Below are 19,833 nucleotides of genomic sequence, written 5' to 3' on the forward strand. Positions count from 1 at the left end.
TGGATTGGTATATACTTATACGCAAACAGCCACTTCACCTTGTACGGTTGACAACACGGCAACGGTAACGGTAACAGTGGATACAGTGCCACCAACAACGCCTATTTTGGCAGATGTGATAGGAACATGTTCAGCTACTGCTAACATTCCTACAACAACAGATTCTTGTGGATTAATGGTTGTGGGAACGACTTCGGATCCTTTAACATATACAACACAAGGAGCACATATTATTACTTGGACATTCACAGGCGGAAATGGGATCAGTACTACTGCAACACAAAATGTATTAGTGGGAGACACTGTATTACCAACAATTTCTTGTGCTGGAAATATTGCAGCAACTACTGATTTAGCTTCATGTACAGCAACAATTGTATTAACAGCACCAACAGTGGCAGATAATTGTGGTATAGCATCAATAACCAATGATCATGCTTCTTCAACTTATCCAATTGGAACTACAATTGTAACTTGGACCGTAACAGATAGTAATGGTAATAAAGCTACGTGTGAACAAGAGATTAAAGTAACAGGTTCTATTATTACTGGAAGTAATATTGAAGTTACAATCGATGGTTACCTTGGAGGAATCGCAGTTCCAAATGTTTTCAGTAATGCTCTTTTAAATTGTGTTTCTTTAATTCCAAGTAATGTGACTACTAGTGTAACAAGTGTGTTGTTGCCGAATATAAAATTTGATACAGCAATAGGGCAAGTAAGAGTAGATCCACAAACTAAATCAGGAACTTATACTTTTTATTATACCATATGTGAGCTATTGAATCCAGGTAATTGTGCAACGAATTCTGTTACTTTAAATGTAACTGCAGCGGCAATCAATGCTGTAGCAGACACCAATAGTACTCCAGTGAATGGAACCAATGGTGGTGATGCAGGAATTAACGTATTGGCTAACGACACCTTGAATGGTACAATTGTCAACCCAGCAGATGTAGTGTTATCTTCTACACCAAAAGGACCGTTAACAGTCAATGCAGACGGAACCGTGACAGTAGCACCAAACACAGTTGCCGGAACCTACACAGTGGATTACACTATCTGTGAAGTATTAAATCCAACAAATTGTAATGATGCCACGATAACAATCGTTGTCGGTGCAGCAACTATAGATGCAGTACCAGACACAGCAGGTCCTATAAATGGTATTAACGGAGTGATAGGAGTTTTAAATGTATTAAATAATGATACAGTAAATGGAGTGGTGGTAAATCCAGGGGACGTTACTTTAACTTTGGGAACACCGGACGCTACTGGATTTATGACCTTAAATCTTAGTGATGGCTCTATTGACATCAAAGCAGGAACTCCGGCAGGAACGTATAGCTTAACGTATAGTATTTGTGAAAATGCTAATAATGCTAATTGTGATTCGGCTACTGTGACTGTTTCGGTATTTGAGGAAAGTGTTACAATAGTTAAATCGTCTGTTTTCAATGACGAAAACGGGGATGGATATGCACAAACGGGTGAAACTATTACGTATCATTTTGCTGTTGCTAATACAGGTAGTGTTGCATTAACAAATGTTTCTGTAACTGATAATTTACCTGGTTTGGCAATGACAGGAAGTCCAATAGCTGTCTTGGCAGCTGGGGAGACCAATAGCACAGCATATACAGCCAGTTATGTGATTACCCAATCAGATCTAAGTTCAGGAAGTATATTTAATCAGGCTACGGTAAGTTATACAAATTCAAATGATCAGTTGGTGTTAAATGCATCGAATAGCAGTGTTACTACACCTTTAGTAGAGAAGCCTGTCGTAGAGATGTTTAATGCGATTTCACCGAACGGTGATGGAGACAATGATTTCTTATATATTGGAGGAGTAGAGTTTTTCCCTGAGAATTCATTAGAAATTTACAATCGTTGGGGCGTTTTAGTATTTGAGAGAAACGGTTATAATAATATCGATAGTCCATTTAAAGGAATATCGGAAGGACGTGTAACGGTTAATCAAAATGAGGAATTGCCTGCAGGAACCTATTATTATGTATTTAAATACAAAGATTTAAACAGAAATCAACAAGAGAAAGTAGGTTACTTGTATATAAACAGATAGTAAGAAATCAGAATAAATTCCTTAGTAAAAGCCGTTGAAGGTTAAATAAAATGAGACAGATGAAAAAAATAATAGTAGGGTTTGTTTTGATGTTGACAACGATAACTAGTTACGCACAACAAGATGCACAGTTCACTCAGTATATGTATAACACGATTAACATAAATCCTGCTTATGCCGGCTCCAGAGGAACGATGAGTATTTTTGCATTGCATAGAACACAATGGGTAGGACTGGATGGTGCCCCGGTAACCAATGCCGCGTCAATCAATACACCGATAAATGAAAGCAATGTAGGATTGGGGGTTTCTATCGTTAATGACCGTATAGGCCCTTCCGATGAGAACAATATTGCAGTGGATTTTTCGTACAGTATTCAAACGTCAGAGCGTTACAAACTGTCTTTCGGTTTAAAAGCTACGGCAAATTTACTTAATGTAGATTTTACCAAGCTAAAGATGCTTAACCCTGGTGATTATTCCTTTGAGAATAATATAGACAATAAGTTTTCGCCAAATGTAGGTGTTGGTTTTTACTTGCATTCCGATAATACTTACTTTGGACTTTCGGCACCACATCTGTTAGAGACGACACATTATGATCGTTATGCCGGAACTGGATCCAAAAGTCATATATCAAAAGAGAACATTAATTTGTATTTTATTGCAGGTCATGTGTTTGACTTGAGTTATAATGTGAAATTCAAGCCATCCTTGCTTACTAAATACGTTGCGGGTGCTCCTTTACAAGTGGATTTGTCTGCCAATGTTATGTTTAACGAAAAGTTTGTTGCAGGTTTGGCCTACAGATGGAGCGCTTCAATGAGTGCAATCGTCGGATTTCAAGCAACAGAATCGTGGTTCATAGGATATGCGTATGATATGGAAACGACCCGTCTAGAGAATTATAATTCAGGCTCACATGAAATTATATTGCGTTACGAGTTGTTTAAAAATTATAATAAAATGGTTTCGCCAAGATTCTTCTAAACCAGTAATAGTATCATGAAAATAAAAAACTTTTTTTACAGTACCGTTTTATTGGTGATTGCAGTACAGGCTTATGGACAAAAAGACGTTGTAGCCGGAGACAAAAAATATGATAACTATTCCTATATAGACGCAATTGCTACTTACGAACGTGTGGCAGAGAAAGGCTATAAAGATGAAAAAATGTTTCAAAAGTTAGGGAATGCCTTTTATTTTAATGCTGAATTAATTAAAGCTGAAAGATGGTATACCGAACTTTTTGCGATGAATCATGAGCAGGAACCAGAATATTTTTACAGGTATTCACAAAGTTTAAAGGCAGTTGGAAACTACACGAAAGCTAATGAAATGTTGGAAGAATTCAACAAAAGACTTGGCTATGATCAACGCGGACAACTTTATGTAGCACAAAGAAACTATCAGGAAGAAATTAAAGCAAACTCGGGGCGCTATGAAATTGCGGATGCAGGTGTCAACTCTGAGTACTCCGATTACGGTAGCGCACTTATAAACGGGAATTTAGTTTTTGCTTCGGCACGTGATACGGGAGGAGTTTCTAAGAAAGTATTTAAATGGACTAACAAGTCCTTTACCAATTTGTACAGTGCCACAATTTTGCCGGCGGGTGAAATGGGAAAACCAGAGCGTTTCAGTAAAAACATCAATTCTAAGTTTAACGAATCGACTCCTGTATTTACACAAGATGGACAAACGATGTACTTTACCAGAAACAATTTTTTGGATGGTAAAAGACGAAATGACGCGAAGAAAATTACCTTATTGAAACTATACAAAGCATCCTTAGAAGAAGGAAATTGGGTAAATGTTACAGAGCTGCCATTCAATAGTGATGAGTACAGTATCGCACATCCGGCACTTAGTACGGATGGTCAAACACTTTATTTTGCCTCAGATATGCCCGGTACTTTAGGGCAATCGGATTTGTTTTTTGTAAAGATTAATAGCGATGGGACTTATAGTTCGCCTCAGAATTTAGGAAAAGGAATTAATACCGAAGGCAGAGAAACATTCCCATTTATATCTGCAGACAACGAATTGTATTTTGCCAGCGATGGTCGTCCCGGATTGGGAGGATTAGATGTTTTTGTTTCTAAAATAAATGAGGATTCAAGTTATGGAGAAGTCCAGAATGTTGGAGCTCCTATCAATGGAGGACAAGATGACTTTGCGATGATGATTGACAGTAAAAATCATAATGGGTTTTTTACTTCCAATAGAGAGGGTGGAAATGGATATGATGATATTTATCGGTTTACTGAAATTCGCAAGCTAAACTGCGAACAAACTTTAACTGGGGATGTTAAGGATTCTGAAACTTTGGCCTTTTTAGAAGGAGCCAAAGTAGTTTTATTGGACAGTCAGTTTAAAATAGTTAAAGAAACGGTAGCCGATGCGAATGGTAAATATACTTTTCCGGTAGAATGCGGTAAAACGTATTATGTCAGAGCAGAAAAAGACAGCTATGAAACTAAAGAAGCTAAAGCCATTATTGAAAAGACAGCGGGTACAACGGAGGTGTCAGTACAGTTAGTGAAACGTATCAAACCAATTGATGTTGGAACAGATTTAGCCAAAACCTTGGATATACCAATTATCTATTTTGATTTAGATAAATCAGGTATCAGAAAAGATGCTGCTTTTGAACTGGAAAAAGTATTAGCGGTAATGCAACAATATCCAAAAATGAAAATTGATGTACGCTCTCACACCGATAGCCGCCAAACGCATGAATATAATGCACAATTATCAGATAAAAGAGCCAAGGCAACTATGGCCTGGTTAATCAAAAACGGTATAGATACCAAACGATTAACAGGTAAAGGTTATGGCGAAACACAATTGGTAAATCATTGTGCTGATGGTGTGAAATGTACCGGAGCGGAACATCAAGCTAACAGACGAAGCGAATTTATAATTGTTTCGATGAACTAATTTTTCAATAATAATAAACATACAACCCCGATTACTTATGGCAGTCGGGGTTTTTTGTTGGAAATCACAAGGACATTTGTTAAACTCAAATTCTTAAACAATAGATACCGTTTTTATTTTTTAAATTCAGATTAATGCATTTTACATTTAGATGTGCTTTATATGTCAAAAGAAAAACTGCATTGTTCTATATTTGTACTTTAATTGAGTAATTTTAAAGGAGTCGAGAGCAAAATTCTAAAACAAAAACCCGTATGCGATTATTTCTAAGTTGTTTTCTTTTTTTATCGGTTTTTAATGCGTTTTCGCAAGAAAGTGCAGCTTCTGAAAATGCCCCAAAAGTAAAAATCGATTCCTTGTACCGCGAGGATCAGTTTTATTTTGGATTTACTTATAATGGGTTGTCAAAAACACCAACCGGCTATTCTAAAGATAAGTTTTCGGCGGGTTTTTCAGGAGGTTTCCTCAGGGATATGCCGATAAATAAAAAAAGGACTTTTGCGATAGCACCGGGTTTAGGCCTTTCATACAATAATTACAATCAGAATATAGCGATTACAGGTTCTAATCAAGCACCAGTTTATACCATTATAGCTGATAGTGAACAGTACAGTAAGAATAAATTTTCACAATTGTTTGTCGATGTTCCTATTGAATTCAGATGGAGGACATCAACCTATGAAAGCCATAAATTTTGGAGAATTTACACGGGATTCAAACTGAGTTATTTGGTTTATGATAAATCGATTCTCAATAGTACACTCGGAAATTCTAAAATTTCAAACAATAAAGATTTTAATGATTTCACCTATGGTGCCTATATTTCTTCGGGTTATAATACGTTGAATGTATATGCCTATTATGGGTTGAATTCACTTTTTAAATCCGGAAAGACCAGTGAAGAAGATCTGAAGGCGAACTCCTTCAATATTGGAATTATGTTCTATATTTTATAGCCATAAATACAACAGAAGTAACTGGGGAATAAGTCCCAAAAGCAGTCCGACAACTAATTCTTTATACGTGTGTGCTTTCATTTCCAATCGGGAGGAAGCCACAAATCCATTCATCAGAATCAGAAAGGTAATAAGGTAAAGGTTTCGAATTTGAAAATGCAAACTCAATCCGATAACGAATACGGTCAAGGCGCTAATAGTCATCATGTGTAAACTGGCCTTTATGCGGGCATACAGCAGAATCAATGCGGCAAGGGTACTCAACAAACCGGCCAAAAAGAAAAAATGCAATTCGGGATACCGATCCACAGTGATGCTTTTTCGAATCAATAAAATAATCAAAAAACATTGAATAACCAGAGGGATTTTACGTTGTGATACCTCGGCAATCATAATGGACTCAATTTTTCCGGTGGAGCGCAACAGGAAAAAAAACAAGATGGGAATCACTACGGTGAGAATAATTACCTGTAAAAGAACAATCAGTATTTCGCGTGTTGAAAAATAGGTGTCGTTAAAAAAAAGATAGACCAAAGAGGCAAATACCGGAATGAAAATCGGATGAAAAATATAGGAAAATATGGGAAGTATTTTTTTCAAGAGTTCAGGAATTATTTGACTTCAACAAATATAAATAATTTAGCAAAGTAGTAGTCTTAATTTAACTTTCTTAGGGCTTAAACTAATTCGTTAAGGGCTATTTAGTTGTTTTTTATAAGGTAAGTTTTAAAATTAAATTGTGAACTTTCGCTCTCTGCATTCGAAAAAGAAGTATTATTTTTGATGAAGTTTTAGAAATAAAACGAATTGTTTTCTGCGTAATTTATGTAAATCTTTAAATGGGCGTTAATCGCTTTTTAAATTAATGATTCTGAAAATCCAAAATATTATTCCGCAAATTCAAGCAGTTTTTGTGGAGAGCAAGGGAGGCGAGTCCATAGAGTCAATTTCTATTGACAGCCGTTCATTGCAAAATGGTCCTCATACATTGTTCTTTGCATTGGTTGGACCCAATCACGATGCCCATTCTTATATCAAAGACTTAATAGGTAAGGGAGTGCAAAATTTTGTAGTCACCCATATTCCGGAGGATTGTGTAGCTCAGGCTAATTTTCTGATTGTCGAAAACACATTGGATGCTTTACAGGCTTTTGCGGTATATTATCGCAGTCTTTTTGATTTTCCAGTTATTGGATTAACAGGGAGTAACGGTAAAACAATAGTAAAGGAATGGCTCAATTTCCTGTTGAGTCCGGATTACAATATCATTCGAAGTCCAAAAAGTTACAACTCGCAAGTTGGCGTTCCGTTATCGGTTACTGCGATAAATGAACATCATAATCTGGGTATTTTTGAAGCGGGAATTTCCACGACTTCTGAGATGGATAAACTGCAAAAAATCATCAAACCTTCCATCGGAATTCTTACGAATATAGGTACAGCGCATGATGAGGGTTTTGCAGATTTAGAAGAAAAAATCAAAGAAAAAATGCTGCTGTTTCAGGAATCGGAAGTAGTGATTTTTCAAAAAAATAACTCGGTTGATGGGTTTGTTTCGGCCAAATCAAAAGCATTTTCTTGGAGTTTTTCGAATAAAGAGGCCGATGTTTTTATATCCAAAAAACAAAAATCAGATCAAAACACCTTGATCTATTACCATTATAAAGGTAATAGCTTCGAAATGACAATTCCTTTTCAGGATAATGCTTCTGTAGAGAATGCGATTTCCTGTCTGATGGTTTTGCTGTATTTAGAATACGATGAGAAAACCATTCAAAACCGAATGGAATTGTTGTATCCGGTGGAGATGCGCCTAAAAGTTAAAAACGGAATCAATAATTGCAGTATTATTGATGACAGTTATAATTCGGATTTTCAGTCCTTGAAGATTGCCTTGGATTTTCTGGAAAGCCAAAAGCAATACCACAAGAAAACGCTTATTTTGTCGGATATTTTTCAAAGCGGTTTATCCAATGAAGCATTGTATTCGAAAGTTTCCCACTTAATTGTTTCTAATAAAATTACTCGTGTTATCGGTATTGGGGAAACTATTTCGGCTTTCCAAAATAAGTTTACCAATGGTGTTTTCTTTAAAAATACAGCTGAATTTCTTGATAGTTTTGACAGTTTGGATTTTGGTAACGAAACAATTTTAATTAAAGGAGCCCGAACCTTTCAATTCGAAGAAATTGTTGCTGCCTTAGAAGAAAAAACGCATGAAACCGTTTTGGAGATTAATCTCAATGCGATTAGTCACAATCTGAATTTCTTCAAATCAACTCTGAAACCAACCACCAAAATGATGGTGATGGTCAAAGCGTTTGGGTACGGAAATGGCGGTTTCGAAATTGCTAAATTATTAGAACATCATAAAGTGGATTATCTGGGTGTGGCTTTCGCCGATGAAGGAATATCTTTAAAAACGGCAGGCATTAAGTTGCCGATTATGGTTTTAAATCCTGAATCTACGAGTTTTCCGGCCATCATTCAACACCAATTAGAACCGGAGATTTACAGTCTGAAAGGATTGCACGCCTTTCTTAAAATTGCGGAACAAAAGAAACTGAAGCATTTTCCGATTCATGTTAAATTGGATACCGGCATGCATCGTTTGGGTTTTGAAGCCAATACGATTGAGGATCTGATTGCGACTTTAAAAGGAAATGAAACGGTTAAAGTGAAAAGTATTTTATCGCACATGGCTACGAGTGATGATGCTGCACATGCCGATTTTGCAAAAGCACAAATAAATCTGTTTGAAAAATTATCGTCAAAATTAATTCAGGAATTAGGAATACAGCCCATTCGACATATTTTGAATACCTCGGGAATCAGTAATTTTCCAAATGCACAATATGATATGGTTCGTCTTGGAATAGGATTGTACGGTGTGTCGAATGATCCCGAAGAGCAAAAATTGTTGGAAAATGTCAGTACACTGAAGTCGGTTATTTCTCAAATCAGGACTATTTCTGCAGGTGAAAGCGTGGGGTATGGTAGACGATTCCTGGCCGAAAAGCCAACAAAAATTGCAACAATTCCTATTGGTTATGCTGATGGAATCGCAAGAGCCTGGGGAAATGGAGTGGGTTTTGTAACCATCAAAAACGAAAAAGCATCCATACTGGGAAGTGTTTGTATGGATATGCTCATGGTTGATGTTACCGGAATTGAATGCAGGGAAGGGGATGCGGTGATTATTTTTGGCGAAAGCCCAACAGTCAATGAAATGGCGCATAAATTAAATACGATTCCGTATGAAATTCTGACCAGTATATCACAGCGTGTAAAGAGAGTGTTTTATAGGGAGTAAAATTATAAGTGGACGAAGCGCGTTAATTGTGTTATTTTTTTTATTAAATTCGTAAAGCAAAAGATAATTCTAATCTAAAAAAAACACACTACTATGGGATTCATTAGCGATTTTAAGGCCTTTTTAATGAAGGGTGAAATAGTAAATTTGGCAACTGCCGTAATTGTTGGTGGTGCATTTGGAAAAATTGTAACCTCTTTTACAAATGATGTTTTAATGCCGCCTATAGGGTTATTGCTAGGAAAAGTAGATTTTAAAAACCTGAAAGTTGTATTGCAGGACGGTATTCCAGCCGTAATGGAAAATGGGGTTGAGAAAGCTCCCGCCGTTGCAGAAGTGGCTTTGAATTATGGTTCTTTTATACAAACTGTCTTTGATTTTGTGATTATAGGTTTCTGTATTTTTATGGTTTTAAAAGCTTATGAGAAAACTAAAAAGACAGAAGAACCGGCACCTGTCGCACCTGCAGGACCAACCCAAGAAGAATTGCTTACACAAATTAGAGATTTGTTGAAAAAATAATACCGCTATACTATATATTCTAATTTATCCTGAATGAATTTCAGGACTAAACCGCTTCTTAATTGAGGCGGTTTTTCTTTGGTTTTTATTTATGTGAAATCAAGTTTAATAGCATAATACCAGTACTCTGTCACATCGAGCGAAGTCGAGATGCCATTTTACACCTAAAAAATTGTTCAAAAAGCTTTTGACCTAGGATCCCAACGGGCGCGAATCGGTTTGGAATTTATTGCTGTAAAATATAGGAGAGCATAACCCAATTTTAAATTAACAACTATTTGTTGCAAATATAACAATTTGTTATTTTTTGTGAACACGCTTGTTTTGATTTGGATATTACTTACTTTTGCAATTCAAATTTTAATAGTCAAATAATAAAAAATATACGATGAGAATAGCGGTTGTTGGAGCTACCGGAATGGTTGGCGAAGTAATGTTAAAAGTATTGGCAGAAAGAAACTTTCCAGTTACAGAATTAATTCCTGTTGCTTCTGAGAAATCAGTAGGAAAAGAAATTGAATACAACGGAAAAAAATACAAAGTTGTTGGAATGCAAACAGCTGTAGATATGAAAGCAGATATTGCTTTGTTCTCTGCAGGTGGAGGTACATCATTAGAGTGGGCTCCAAAATTTGCGGCAGCAGGTACAACAGTTATCGATAACTCATCTGCTTGGAGAATGGATCCAACTAAAAAATTAGTTGTTCCGGAAATCAACGCTGGAGAATTGACCAAAGAAGATAAAATTATTGCAAATCCAAACTGTTCTACTATTCAAATGGTATTAGCTTTGGCACCTTTGCATAAAAAATACAACATCAAACGTGTGATTGTGTCTACTTACCAATCCATCACCGGAACAGGGGTAAAAGCGGTACAACAATTCGAAAACGAATGTGCTGGTATTGAAGGTGACATGGTGTACAAATATAAAATTAACAGAAACTGTATTCCACAATGCGACAGTTTTGAAGATAACGGTTACACCAAAGAAGAAATGAAATTGGTTAACGAAACCAAAAAAATATTAAGCGACAACAGTATTGCAGTAACTGCTACTGCTGTTCGTGTACCAGTTGTTGGCGGACACAGCGAAGCGGTAAACGTTGAGTTTACTAATGATTTTGATGTGAATGAAGTAAGAAACATTTTGCATCATACGGACGGTGTTACGGTACAAGATAATATAGACACTTTCACATATCCAATGCCAAGATATGCTGAAGGAAAAAATGATGTTTTTGTTGGTCGAATTCGTCGTGACGAAAGCCAGCCAAATACATTAAATATGTGGATTGTTGCAGATAACTTGAGAAAAGGTGCAGCGACAAACACAATCCAAATTGCAGAATACCTTATTGCTGCGAAATTGGTATAATACTTAATTTTTAGTTCAAATTTAAAACCATCTGTTTTGACAAATTATATTTTGTCTAAACAGATGGTTTTTTTTTCACAATAAAGATATTTTTCTTTTTTTGGTTTTGAAAACTATATTTTTTTTAATCGTATATGGTTTAAAAAAATAGAGAAACTCTTTGTTGTAATATTTTGAATCGAAAGACAATGTTTTGCTACCTTTGCAACTCATGAAAAAGAAACAGCTCATTATAAATCTTTTCTTTGCGATTGCACTATTGTTTTCGATAGTGTTTCAATCGTTTCATGGCTATGAACATCTGGAACAGAAACTTTCTGAAAAGATCTGTTACCACAAACACGATTCCAACAAAGCAGAATTAACGCATCAGCACAAAGGTTTTGACCATTGTTTGCTTTGTGAGTTTACACTTGGTGTTTACGTTTCCCCTCAGGAATTTTCATTTCAATTATATTCGGCACACCAAGGAATTCCTTATTTCTTCAAAGCCACGGAAACGGTTCTTTCGTTTTCCGGAAGTTTGTATTCCCATCGCGGACCACCGGTTGGTATTGAAACTGATTCTATTTCAGTTTCTGTTTAATTTATTGGTAATAAAAGCATTGTAAAAAAATAGTTTTTAAAGGAACCATTAAGAGATTAAGGTCTGTCAAAAAAGATAATTTAATTTACTTAATGCCTTAATGGTGTAAAATCAATTGCTTTTTTACGTTTTATTTTCAATAAAAAATTCACTAGAACCTATTTACGTACCATTCCCATATCCCATATTCAAAGTGGTTTTTTGGAAGTACAATTTATTTACTAAATAATTCTGGTCCCAGTTTCTTTTTTTAAGAAAGTGGTCCTTTTGAACAATACAATCATTTCTAATGAAAAAAATTATAATGGCCCTGATACTAGGGTTTTCAGCGATGCTTCAGGCACAAAATACTCTTTCGGGAACTGTAACTAGTATAAGCAATCAACCGATAAAAGGCGTTTCTGTTTATGCGCCGGAATTGCATAAAGGCACTACTACAGACGAAAACGGGAAATACACACTGACTAATCTTCCTAATGGCAGACTAAAACTCAGTTTTACTTTTTTGGGATTCAGTACCCAAAATAAAACCATTGGGCAACTCGAGAAAGAAACTACTTTGGATGTTCTTCTAGAAGAGACAGCATTTGAAATGGACGAGGTAATTGTTTCCACGGCTTTCAATAAAATTCAATCACAAAACGTGATGAAAGTAGAACATGAAAGCATCAAAGATTTACAACGAAAAGGAACCGCTACCATGATCGAAGGATTGGCGACCATTCCGGGTGTTTCTCAGGTTTCTACGGGAGCTTCGATTGGCAAACCGGTTATTCGTGGTTTGAGCGGGAATCGGGTTTTAGTGTATTCGCAAGGTGTTCGTATCGAGAATCAGCAGTTTGGTGACGAACACGGTTTGGGATTAAATGATGCGGGGGTTGAAAGTGTCGAGGTCATCAAAGGCCCAGCTTCCTTGTTGTACGGCTCAGATGCCCTAGGTGGAGTTTTGTATTTCAATCCCGAAAAATTTGCGAACGCCGGTACATTTCAAGCAAATTTCAACCAAAAATATTTCTCTAATACGAACGGAAGTAATTCTTCTTTAGGATTGAAAACATCGTCCGAAAACTGGAAATTCCTCGCTCGTGGAACTTATAATACACATTCGGATTATAAAATTGCCGATGGTGATAGAGTAACCAATACCCGTTACAACGAGACCGATTTCAAATCGGGAATTGGTTACAGTAATGCTAAGTTTTCGAGTGTGTTCCGTTACAATTATAATAAACTCGATTTAGGGATTCCCGAAGAAGGCATTGCCGAGCAAACTACAAGCAAAAAAACCGATTATCCCAAACAAGGTGTTTTCAATCATTTATTGAGTCTGAACAATGTTTTCTTTTTCGAAAAATCAAAACTGGATATTGATTTGGGCTACATTGCTAATGACCGAAGCGAGTTTGAGGACAGTGACATCGCTATTTTGCACATGAAGCTGAATACATTCAATTATGATGCAAAATACTATCTGCCCGCTTTTGGAAAACTGGAAACTATTATTGGAATTCAGGGGATGCATCAAACCAATACCAATTCGGGTGAGGAATATTTAATTCCGGATGCCGTGACCAATGATTTTGGCTTTTTTGGAACCGCTAATTACGAATGGAAATCAAATGCGTTGCAAGCAGGTTTGCGTTTTGATAATCGAAAAATTACAACCGATGCGTACGGGATTGCGGGCGAGGAAGGTTCTTTTGAAGCTATCGATAAATCATATGACAGTTTCAATGCCGCTTTGGGATACAAGACTAATTTGGCTCCGGATTTCACATTGCGTCTGAATCTCGCTTCGGGATTTAGAGCGCCCAATTTAGCCGAGTTGACTTCTAATGGTGTTCATGAAGGAACCAACCGTTATGAAATAGGAAACAGTGATTTGGAAACCGAGCAGAACGTACAAACCGATTTGAATCTGGAATACAAAACGGATCACCTGGAGTTTTTTGCAAACGGGTTTTACAATCACATCAACAATTACATCTACACTTCGCCAACTGGGGAGGTTATTGATGAGAATGCGGTTTTCGAGTACGTTCAGGATAATGCGAAATTGTATGGGGGGGAAATCGGATTGCATTTTCATCCGCATCCGTTGGATTGGTTGCATTATGAAACCAGTTTTGAAACTGTAACCGGTAAAAAACAATCCCGAAGCGCTGGGAGCGATTACCTGCCTTTGATTCCGGCCAACAATTGGAACAACACCATCCGAACCGAATTTAAAATCAAAAACTGGCTGGAAGATGGTTTTGCCACTTTGAATGTTTCATCGACCTTCAATCAGAATAATGTAAGTGATTTTGAAACAGAAACGAACGGATATACCTTACTGAATCTGGGGCTTGGCGGCCAAGTCAAAATGGGTAAAACTGTTTTTGATGTCAACCTGAATGCCAACAATATATTAGACAAAAACTACACAGCACACCTTTCCCGCCTCAAGACCGATGGGATTCCAAATATGGGAAGAAACATTGTTCTGGGAGTAAATTTTAATTTATAGGACCCTTCCAATTGCGTCCGCAGTGCGGACGCAATTGATTTAAAAAATATTGAAAAAAATCCGTGCTCATCAGTTTAGATCCGTTTCATCCGTGTTCCATCACTACGCACTTTTTTCACAATCTACACGAGCATAATTTTAAAAAAAGCTGCATTTATCAGCCTCATCTGCGTTCCATTTTTTATTTTGTTGCGCATTTGGGACAACTGTTAAAAATGATATCGATTGCGTTAGTAAGATTCTGAAACTACTCCATTTATACCCATAAAAACTGGTCAAAATTGGTTAAATTTGAAGGAGAATTTTCAAACCTTTTAGATGGAATTTAGTACAAAACCAAATAAATACGAATTAGGAGAAATGCTGTTAGAAATTGGCTCACTCCTGATGGTTGCCGGAGCCAATACGGAACGGATTAAAGTCACAGTAAGTCGAATTGCAGGAGCCTTTGGGTGTAACTCGGATTTGTCAATCACCAATCACGCTCTGATGATTACCTTAACCTATCAGAACAAAAACAAAGTGTTCACCAGTGTAAAATGGGTGCCCAATATGCATCTGAATTTCAATTTGATTTCCGACATCAGTACAATGAGTTGGCAAATTGTATTAGAGAAATGGACCGTAGAACGCATCAATCAGGAGTTGGCGGCCTTAAATAAAAAACACTTGTATCCACGGTATTTGGTTTTGCTGTTGGTGGCTTTGGCGGGAGCTTCTTTCTGTAGGCTTTTTGGTGGGAATGCCATCGAAATGGCGGCCACTTTTGTAGCTTCTTTTTGTGGATTATGGGTGCGTCAGGAAGCTATGAAATTGAAGTTTAATTTTTATTTGTCCATCTTTTTTGCTTCGGCGACGGCCTCTTTGGTTTCCGGTTTTTATTTTTATTTTAATCCTGCCGAAACTTATATTCATGCTTTTTCGACCTCGGTTTTGTTTTTAATTCCGGGTGTTCCCATGATTAACTCTTTTTCGGATTTAATTGACGGAAACACCTTAAACGGTGTCACCCGGGGAGTGAGTGTTTTAATTATGGCCTTTGCCATTGCATTAGGATTAGTTGTGGCTTTATTAATTTATAAATTCTAATCTATGGAGACGCTCTTATTTTTAGAAAAAGGAATTTGGCTGGGACTGGCCGCTATTGGATTTGCGGTGCTTTTTAATGTACCCAAAAGAGCTTTGGCGACTATTTTTGTCATCGGGGCTTTGGGAGGATTGGTCAAGTTTTTTATGATTGAACAGGGAATAGGGATTGTATTGGCTGCTTTTTGTGGAGCTTCCCTGATTGGTTTAATTAGTGTGATGGCTGCACACAACAGGAAAGCACCACCGATGATTTTTGCTATTCCTGCTGTGATTCCAATGATTCCCGGTTTTTTTGCCTACAAAGCCATGGTAGGAATTATCGAACTCACTGCCGAGAAAGACCATGAACTCTACACCAAGCTTTTTTTTGAAACCGTAAACAATGGTTTGTCTGCTTTGTTTGTATTGGTAGCCTTATCTGGAGGAGTTGCCATCCCGCTTCTAATTACCCGAAAGCAAACCATCAAACGCATTGAACCCGAAAATAATCTGGAAACAGAGATTGAATAAGGGTATTGTAACTAAAAATATAAAAACGCTAATCGAGAGATTGGCGTTTTTTTTTATGCAAAAAAATCAAGTTGAAAACTAATCAATAATGAGGACAATTGTAAGCCGGTCAATTGTCCTCGCAAAACTACTTTTATGGGTTATGGATATTAAGGAAAAATTGACAGAAAAAGTGCATCAGTACGTATTAATCTGACTATCTTTCGTACAAATTGCAAACTATTTGATAAATAGAAAACACTTTCAAAACTATTTAAAGATGCCAAATACTATAAATGTAACCTGCGCTATTATTGTAAAAGATGATAAAATTTTGGTAGCACAAAGAAGTGAAAGAATGAAGTTGCCTTTAAAATGGGAATTTCCAGGAGGGAAGTTAGAAGAAAATGAAAGTGAAATAGATTGTATTAAAAGAGAAATTAAAGAAGAGATAAATATAGAAATTGAAATTTTAAAAAAGCTTTCCAATAGTATTTGTGATTATGGCACTTTTAAAATTAATTTAATTCCTTTTTTAGCAAATCACATTCTAGGTGAAATTAGACTAACGGAACATAAAGCGTATAAGTTATTGGAGAAAAAAGAATTATTGAGTCTTGATTGGGCAGAGGCAGATTTACCAATTGTTGAAGAATTTTTAAAACTTGAATTATGAACCAAGGATTGTATGAAGAATTAGTTACCAAACTAATCAATTATAAAATAAACGAATTAGATAAAGATATTTTTCAAGTAAAGAAAACTTTAATAGACAAAGCTGAAGCCGCTCAATTATTATCACAACATATTGGTAAAACAATTAAACATGCCTTTACTTTAATTAAGGGAGATGATATTGTGGAAACACAAATAGAGATTGCTAATAAGATAATTTTATTTTTAAAAGAAGAATTAAAGAAAGAAGAGTTTGAGGACGATTTAATAGAAACTGAAGGTAAAATTCTAAAAGCTGTTTTTACAAAAGTCGACGCTCATTTCACTGATTTAGATTTGCATTTAAAAGAAATTACTCCTTACACAAGATTAATTCACAGTGAACTTTTCACAGGTGGAAATTCGGGGACGACTCTTGAAAGTGAATTGAGAAAAGAGATTTTATCATCTGATAGAATTGATTTATTAGTTTCTTTTATCAAATGGAAAGGGATTAGAATTCTAGAGCGTGAACTTAGAGAGTTTACGAGTCGAGGCGGAAAATTAAGAGTAATTACAACTACATACATTGGAGCTACAGATGCTAAAGCAGTCGAGTTTTTAGCCTCTTTAGAAAATACAGAAGTAAAAGTCTCTTATAATACAGGTAATGAAAGATTGCATGCAAAAGCCTATTTGTTTCAAAGAAATACAGGTTTTCATACGGCATACATAGGTTCTTCTAATTTTTCGCGTTCCGCTTTAACGGATGGTTTAGAATGGAATTTAAAAGTGACTACTAAAGAAGTTGGCCATATTATCGATAAATTTAAGAAAACATTTGAGGCATATTGGCAAAATACAGAATTTGAATTATATGATAGGAATATTCATTCTGTGAAATTAGTCGAAGCTTTAAAACAAGGAAAGTTTTCAAAAGAATACTCTTTTACAACATCTTATTTTGATATAAAACCCTTTCATTATCAAAATGAAATACTTGAAAAATTAGAAGTTGAAAGATCAGTTCATAATAGATATAGAAACCTATTAGTTGCCGCTACAGGAACTGGAAAAACAGTTATTTCGGCATTTGATTATAAAAATTTTAGAAGTAATAATAAATCATCAAAGTTACTTTTTGTGGCTCATCGAAAGGAGATTTTACAACAAGCAAAAGCCACTTTTCAAGGTGTTTTAAAAGATAATAATTTTGGAGATTTATGGGTTGATGGAATGGAACCAAGTTCTAATGAATATGTTTTTGCTTCTGTTCAAACTTTAAATAATAGATTAAAAGATATTAAACTAACTCCTGAATATTATGACTTTATAATTGTTGATGAAGTGCATCATATTTCGGCATCGACTTACAGGCCAATAATAAATTATTTCAGACCGAAAGTACTTTTAGGATTAACAGCAACTCCTGAAAGAATGGATGGTGAAAACATATTAGAAGATTTCTGCAATCGTATAGCTGCTGAAATTAGACTTCCGGAAGCATTAAATAAGAAATTACTAAGTCCTTTTCAGTATTTTGGAATAACAGATAGCATTGATTTAACTAATGTAAAATGGGAAAAAGGGAAATACGTAGCAAGTGAATTGACAAGTTTGTATACTAAAAATGACATACGAGTTGGAGAGATAATTTACAACCTTAATAAGTATACAAATGATATAAACGATGTCCGTGCTATTGGATTTTGTGTAACAATTGAACATGCCAATTTTATGGCTGATAAATTCAATTTAGCTGGTTTAAGAGCAGTATGTTTGACGGCGAAAAACACTAACGAGCGAGATAGAATTAGAGAACAATTCAAGAAAAAAGAATTCAATTATTTGTTTGTTGTTGATATTTTCAACGAAGGTGTAGATATTCCTGAAATTGACACAGTGTTGTTTTTGAGACCAACAGAAAGTTTGACGGTTTTTCTGCAACAATTGGGACGTGGATTACGTTTGTCAGATGGAAAAGATTGTTTGACAGTTTTAGATTTTGTTGGTAATTCAAGACCTGAATATGATTTTGAAAGTAAGTTTAGAGCGTTAATTGGAAAAACAACAACTTCGGTTCAAAAAGAAATAGAAGATGATTTTCCACATTTACCATTGGGATGTTCCATAGTTTTAGAGAAGAAAACTAAAGAAACAATTCTTGAAAATATTCGAAAAGCAACCTCATTAAATATAAATCAATTGATAACCAAAATCAGGAACTTTCAACATCAAACTAATTTGCCTTTAACACTGAATAATTTCATTGAATTAAATCATATTCCGATTGAAACAATTTACAAGAAAGATAATTGGTCAAGATTATGTCAAAGAGCTGGAGTAATTGATGATTTTGAAAATATAAATGAAAAGCAGATCTATTCAGCTATTAGTAATAAATGGTTGTCAACCAATTCTACTAGTTATTTCAATTTCATTTTAAAGATTGCAAAACAAGGTTTTAATATTAGAATTAATGATTTTGATGAAAATCAAAAAACCATGTTGTTGATGTTACATTTTGATGTATGGCAAAATGTAGGAGGATTCGATTCTTTGGAGAAAAGTATAATTCAAATAGGAAAAAATAAAACTCTTGTTAATGAGATTATAGAATTTTTAGAAATATTGATTGATAAAATAGGTTTTAAAGAAATTGACATTCAATTACCATATGAACAGCCATTAAAGTTACATTCTCGTTACACAAGAGATCAAATATTAGTAGCTTTCGGTTTAAGTACATTTGATAAAAAATCATCTAATAGAGAGGGAGCAGCCGAAAATAAAAGTTTAAATACAGAAATACTTTTTATTAATTTGATTAAATCTGAAGAGAATTTTTCTCCAACAACTATGTATGATGATTATGCAATTAGTGAAACTTTATTTCATTGGCAATCTCATAATGCTTATGGACCAGAAACACCGAAAGGATTATCGTATATAAATCATATTGAGATTAATAAAAAAATATTACTTTTTGTAAGAGAAAAAGCAAATGATGAAAACGGAAATACTTTAGGATATGTTTTTATTGGAGAGGCTAATTTTAGAGAAACAGAAGGTTCAAAACCAATGAGTATTAAATGGGAACTTAATGAACCTATGCCTAATTATCTATGGAAAGAATCTGCAAAAATGTCTATAGGATAATGATTAAGAAAATTATTTAATTAGAGTAAAATAAAGTTATTGATGTTAATCGCCACTATTTTTCTCAATTGCCGCTGGTTTTAACCAGCGGATAGCATAATAAAAAGCAAATGGGCTTTAGCCAAAACAGATTAATTTTGGCGAAAGCCC

The 19,833-nt window shown here is 35.3% G+C and carries 14 protein-coding genes; 13 read left to right on the forward strand and 1 reads right to left on the reverse strand.

The window, feature by feature from the left end; genetic code table 11:
* From ABEB23_RS12030 to ABEB23_RS12045, 4 genes are all read left to right on the forward strand, one after another.
* Window positions 1–2,086 (forward strand): T9SS type B sorting domain-containing protein (locus ABEB23_RS12030; RefSeq protein ID WP_348812850.1); only part of this gene is annotated, 2,086 nt, incomplete at its 5' end.
* A 59-nt stretch (window positions 2,087–2,145) separates the two neighbouring features.
* Window positions 2,146–3,075, forward strand: a complete 930-nt coding sequence (locus tag ABEB23_RS12035; RefSeq protein ID WP_348812851.1) for a PorP/SprF family type IX secretion system membrane protein — start codon at window positions 2,146–2,148, stop codon at window positions 3,073–3,075.
* Between the two features lie 15 nt (window positions 3,076–3,090).
* Window positions 3,091–5,028 (forward strand): OmpA family protein, encoded by a 1,938-nt coding sequence (locus tag ABEB23_RS12040; protein WP_348812852.1) that lies wholly within the window; start codon window positions 3,091–3,093, stop codon window positions 5,026–5,028.
* Window positions 5,029–5,282: 254 nt separating this feature from the next.
* On the forward strand, window positions 5,283–5,984 hold the full coding sequence (locus tag ABEB23_RS12045; protein ID WP_348812853.1) for a porin family protein: 702 nt from the start codon (window positions 5,283–5,285) through the stop codon (window positions 5,982–5,984).
* Here ABEB23_RS12045 and ABEB23_RS12050 read toward each other — a convergent pair.
* Window positions 5,979–6,584 (reverse strand): hypothetical protein, encoded by a 606-nt coding sequence (locus ABEB23_RS12050; RefSeq protein ID WP_348812854.1) that lies wholly within the window; start codon window positions 6,582–6,584, stop codon window positions 5,979–5,981. The two genes, ABEB23_RS12045 and ABEB23_RS12050, sit on opposite strands and share 6 nt — an antisense overlap.
* Before the next feature lie 265 nt (window positions 6,585–6,849).
* Between ABEB23_RS12050 and ABEB23_RS12055 the strand changes: the two genes are divergently transcribed.
* The 9 genes from ABEB23_RS12055 (at window position 6,850) to ABEB23_RS12095 (ending at window position 19,683) form a co-directional block, all read left to right on the forward strand.
* On the forward strand, window positions 6,850–9,297 hold the full coding sequence (locus ABEB23_RS12055) for a bifunctional UDP-N-acetylmuramoyl-tripeptide:D-alanyl-D-alanine ligase/alanine racemase (RefSeq protein WP_348812855.1): 2,448 nt from the start codon (window positions 6,850–6,852) through the stop codon (window positions 9,295–9,297).
* Window positions 9,298–9,390: 93 nt separating this feature from the next.
* Window positions 9,391–9,819 (forward strand): large-conductance mechanosensitive channel protein MscL, encoded by a 429-nt coding sequence (mscL, locus tag ABEB23_RS12060; protein WP_348812856.1) that lies wholly within the window; start codon window positions 9,391–9,393, stop codon window positions 9,817–9,819.
* Window positions 9,820–10,207: 388 nt separating this feature from the next.
* Window positions 10,208–11,197 carry an aspartate-semialdehyde dehydrogenase gene (locus tag ABEB23_RS12065; RefSeq protein ID WP_348812857.1) on the forward strand — a complete coding sequence of 330 codons (990 nt, stop codon included), beginning with the start codon at window positions 10,208–10,210 and terminating at the stop codon, window positions 11,195–11,197.
* A 211-nt stretch (window positions 11,198–11,408) separates the two neighbouring features.
* Window positions 11,409–11,783 (forward strand): hypothetical protein, encoded by a 375-nt coding sequence (locus ABEB23_RS12070; RefSeq protein WP_348812858.1) that lies wholly within the window; start codon window positions 11,409–11,411, stop codon window positions 11,781–11,783.
* Window positions 11,784–12,072: 289 nt separating this feature from the next.
* Window positions 12,073–14,292 carry a TonB-dependent receptor gene (locus ABEB23_RS12075; protein WP_348812859.1) on the forward strand — a complete coding sequence of 740 codons (2,220 nt, stop codon included), beginning with the start codon at window positions 12,073–12,075 and terminating at the stop codon, window positions 14,290–14,292.
* A gap of 318 nt (window positions 14,293–14,610) precedes the next feature.
* Window positions 14,611–15,381 carry a threonine/serine exporter family protein gene (locus ABEB23_RS12080; RefSeq protein WP_348812860.1) on the forward strand — a complete coding sequence of 257 codons (771 nt, stop codon included), beginning with the start codon at window positions 14,611–14,613 and terminating at the stop codon, window positions 15,379–15,381.
* Window positions 15,382–15,384: 3 nt separating this feature from the next.
* The gene (locus tag ABEB23_RS12085; protein ID WP_348812861.1) at window positions 15,385–15,891 is read left to right on the forward strand and encodes a threonine/serine exporter family protein; all 507 of its coding nucleotides are present in this window, start codon (window positions 15,385–15,387) and stop codon (window positions 15,889–15,891) included.
* Between the two features lie 259 nt (window positions 15,892–16,150).
* A complete protein-coding gene (locus tag ABEB23_RS12090) occupies window positions 16,151–16,546 on the forward strand; it encodes an NUDIX domain-containing protein (protein ID WP_348812862.1) in 396 nt (131 codons plus the stop codon).
* A complete protein-coding gene (locus ABEB23_RS12095) occupies window positions 16,543–19,683 on the forward strand; it encodes a DEAD/DEAH box helicase (protein WP_348812863.1) in 3,141 nt (1,046 codons plus the stop codon). Before ABEB23_RS12090 ends, ABEB23_RS12095 begins: the two co-directional genes overlap by 4 nt.
* Window positions 19,684–19,833 lie beyond the last annotated feature (150 nt).

Source organism: Flavobacterium maritimum (assembly GCF_040049085.1).
Taxonomy (GTDB): Bacteria; Bacteroidota; Bacteroidia; order Flavobacteriales; family Flavobacteriaceae; genus Flavobacterium; species Flavobacterium maritimum.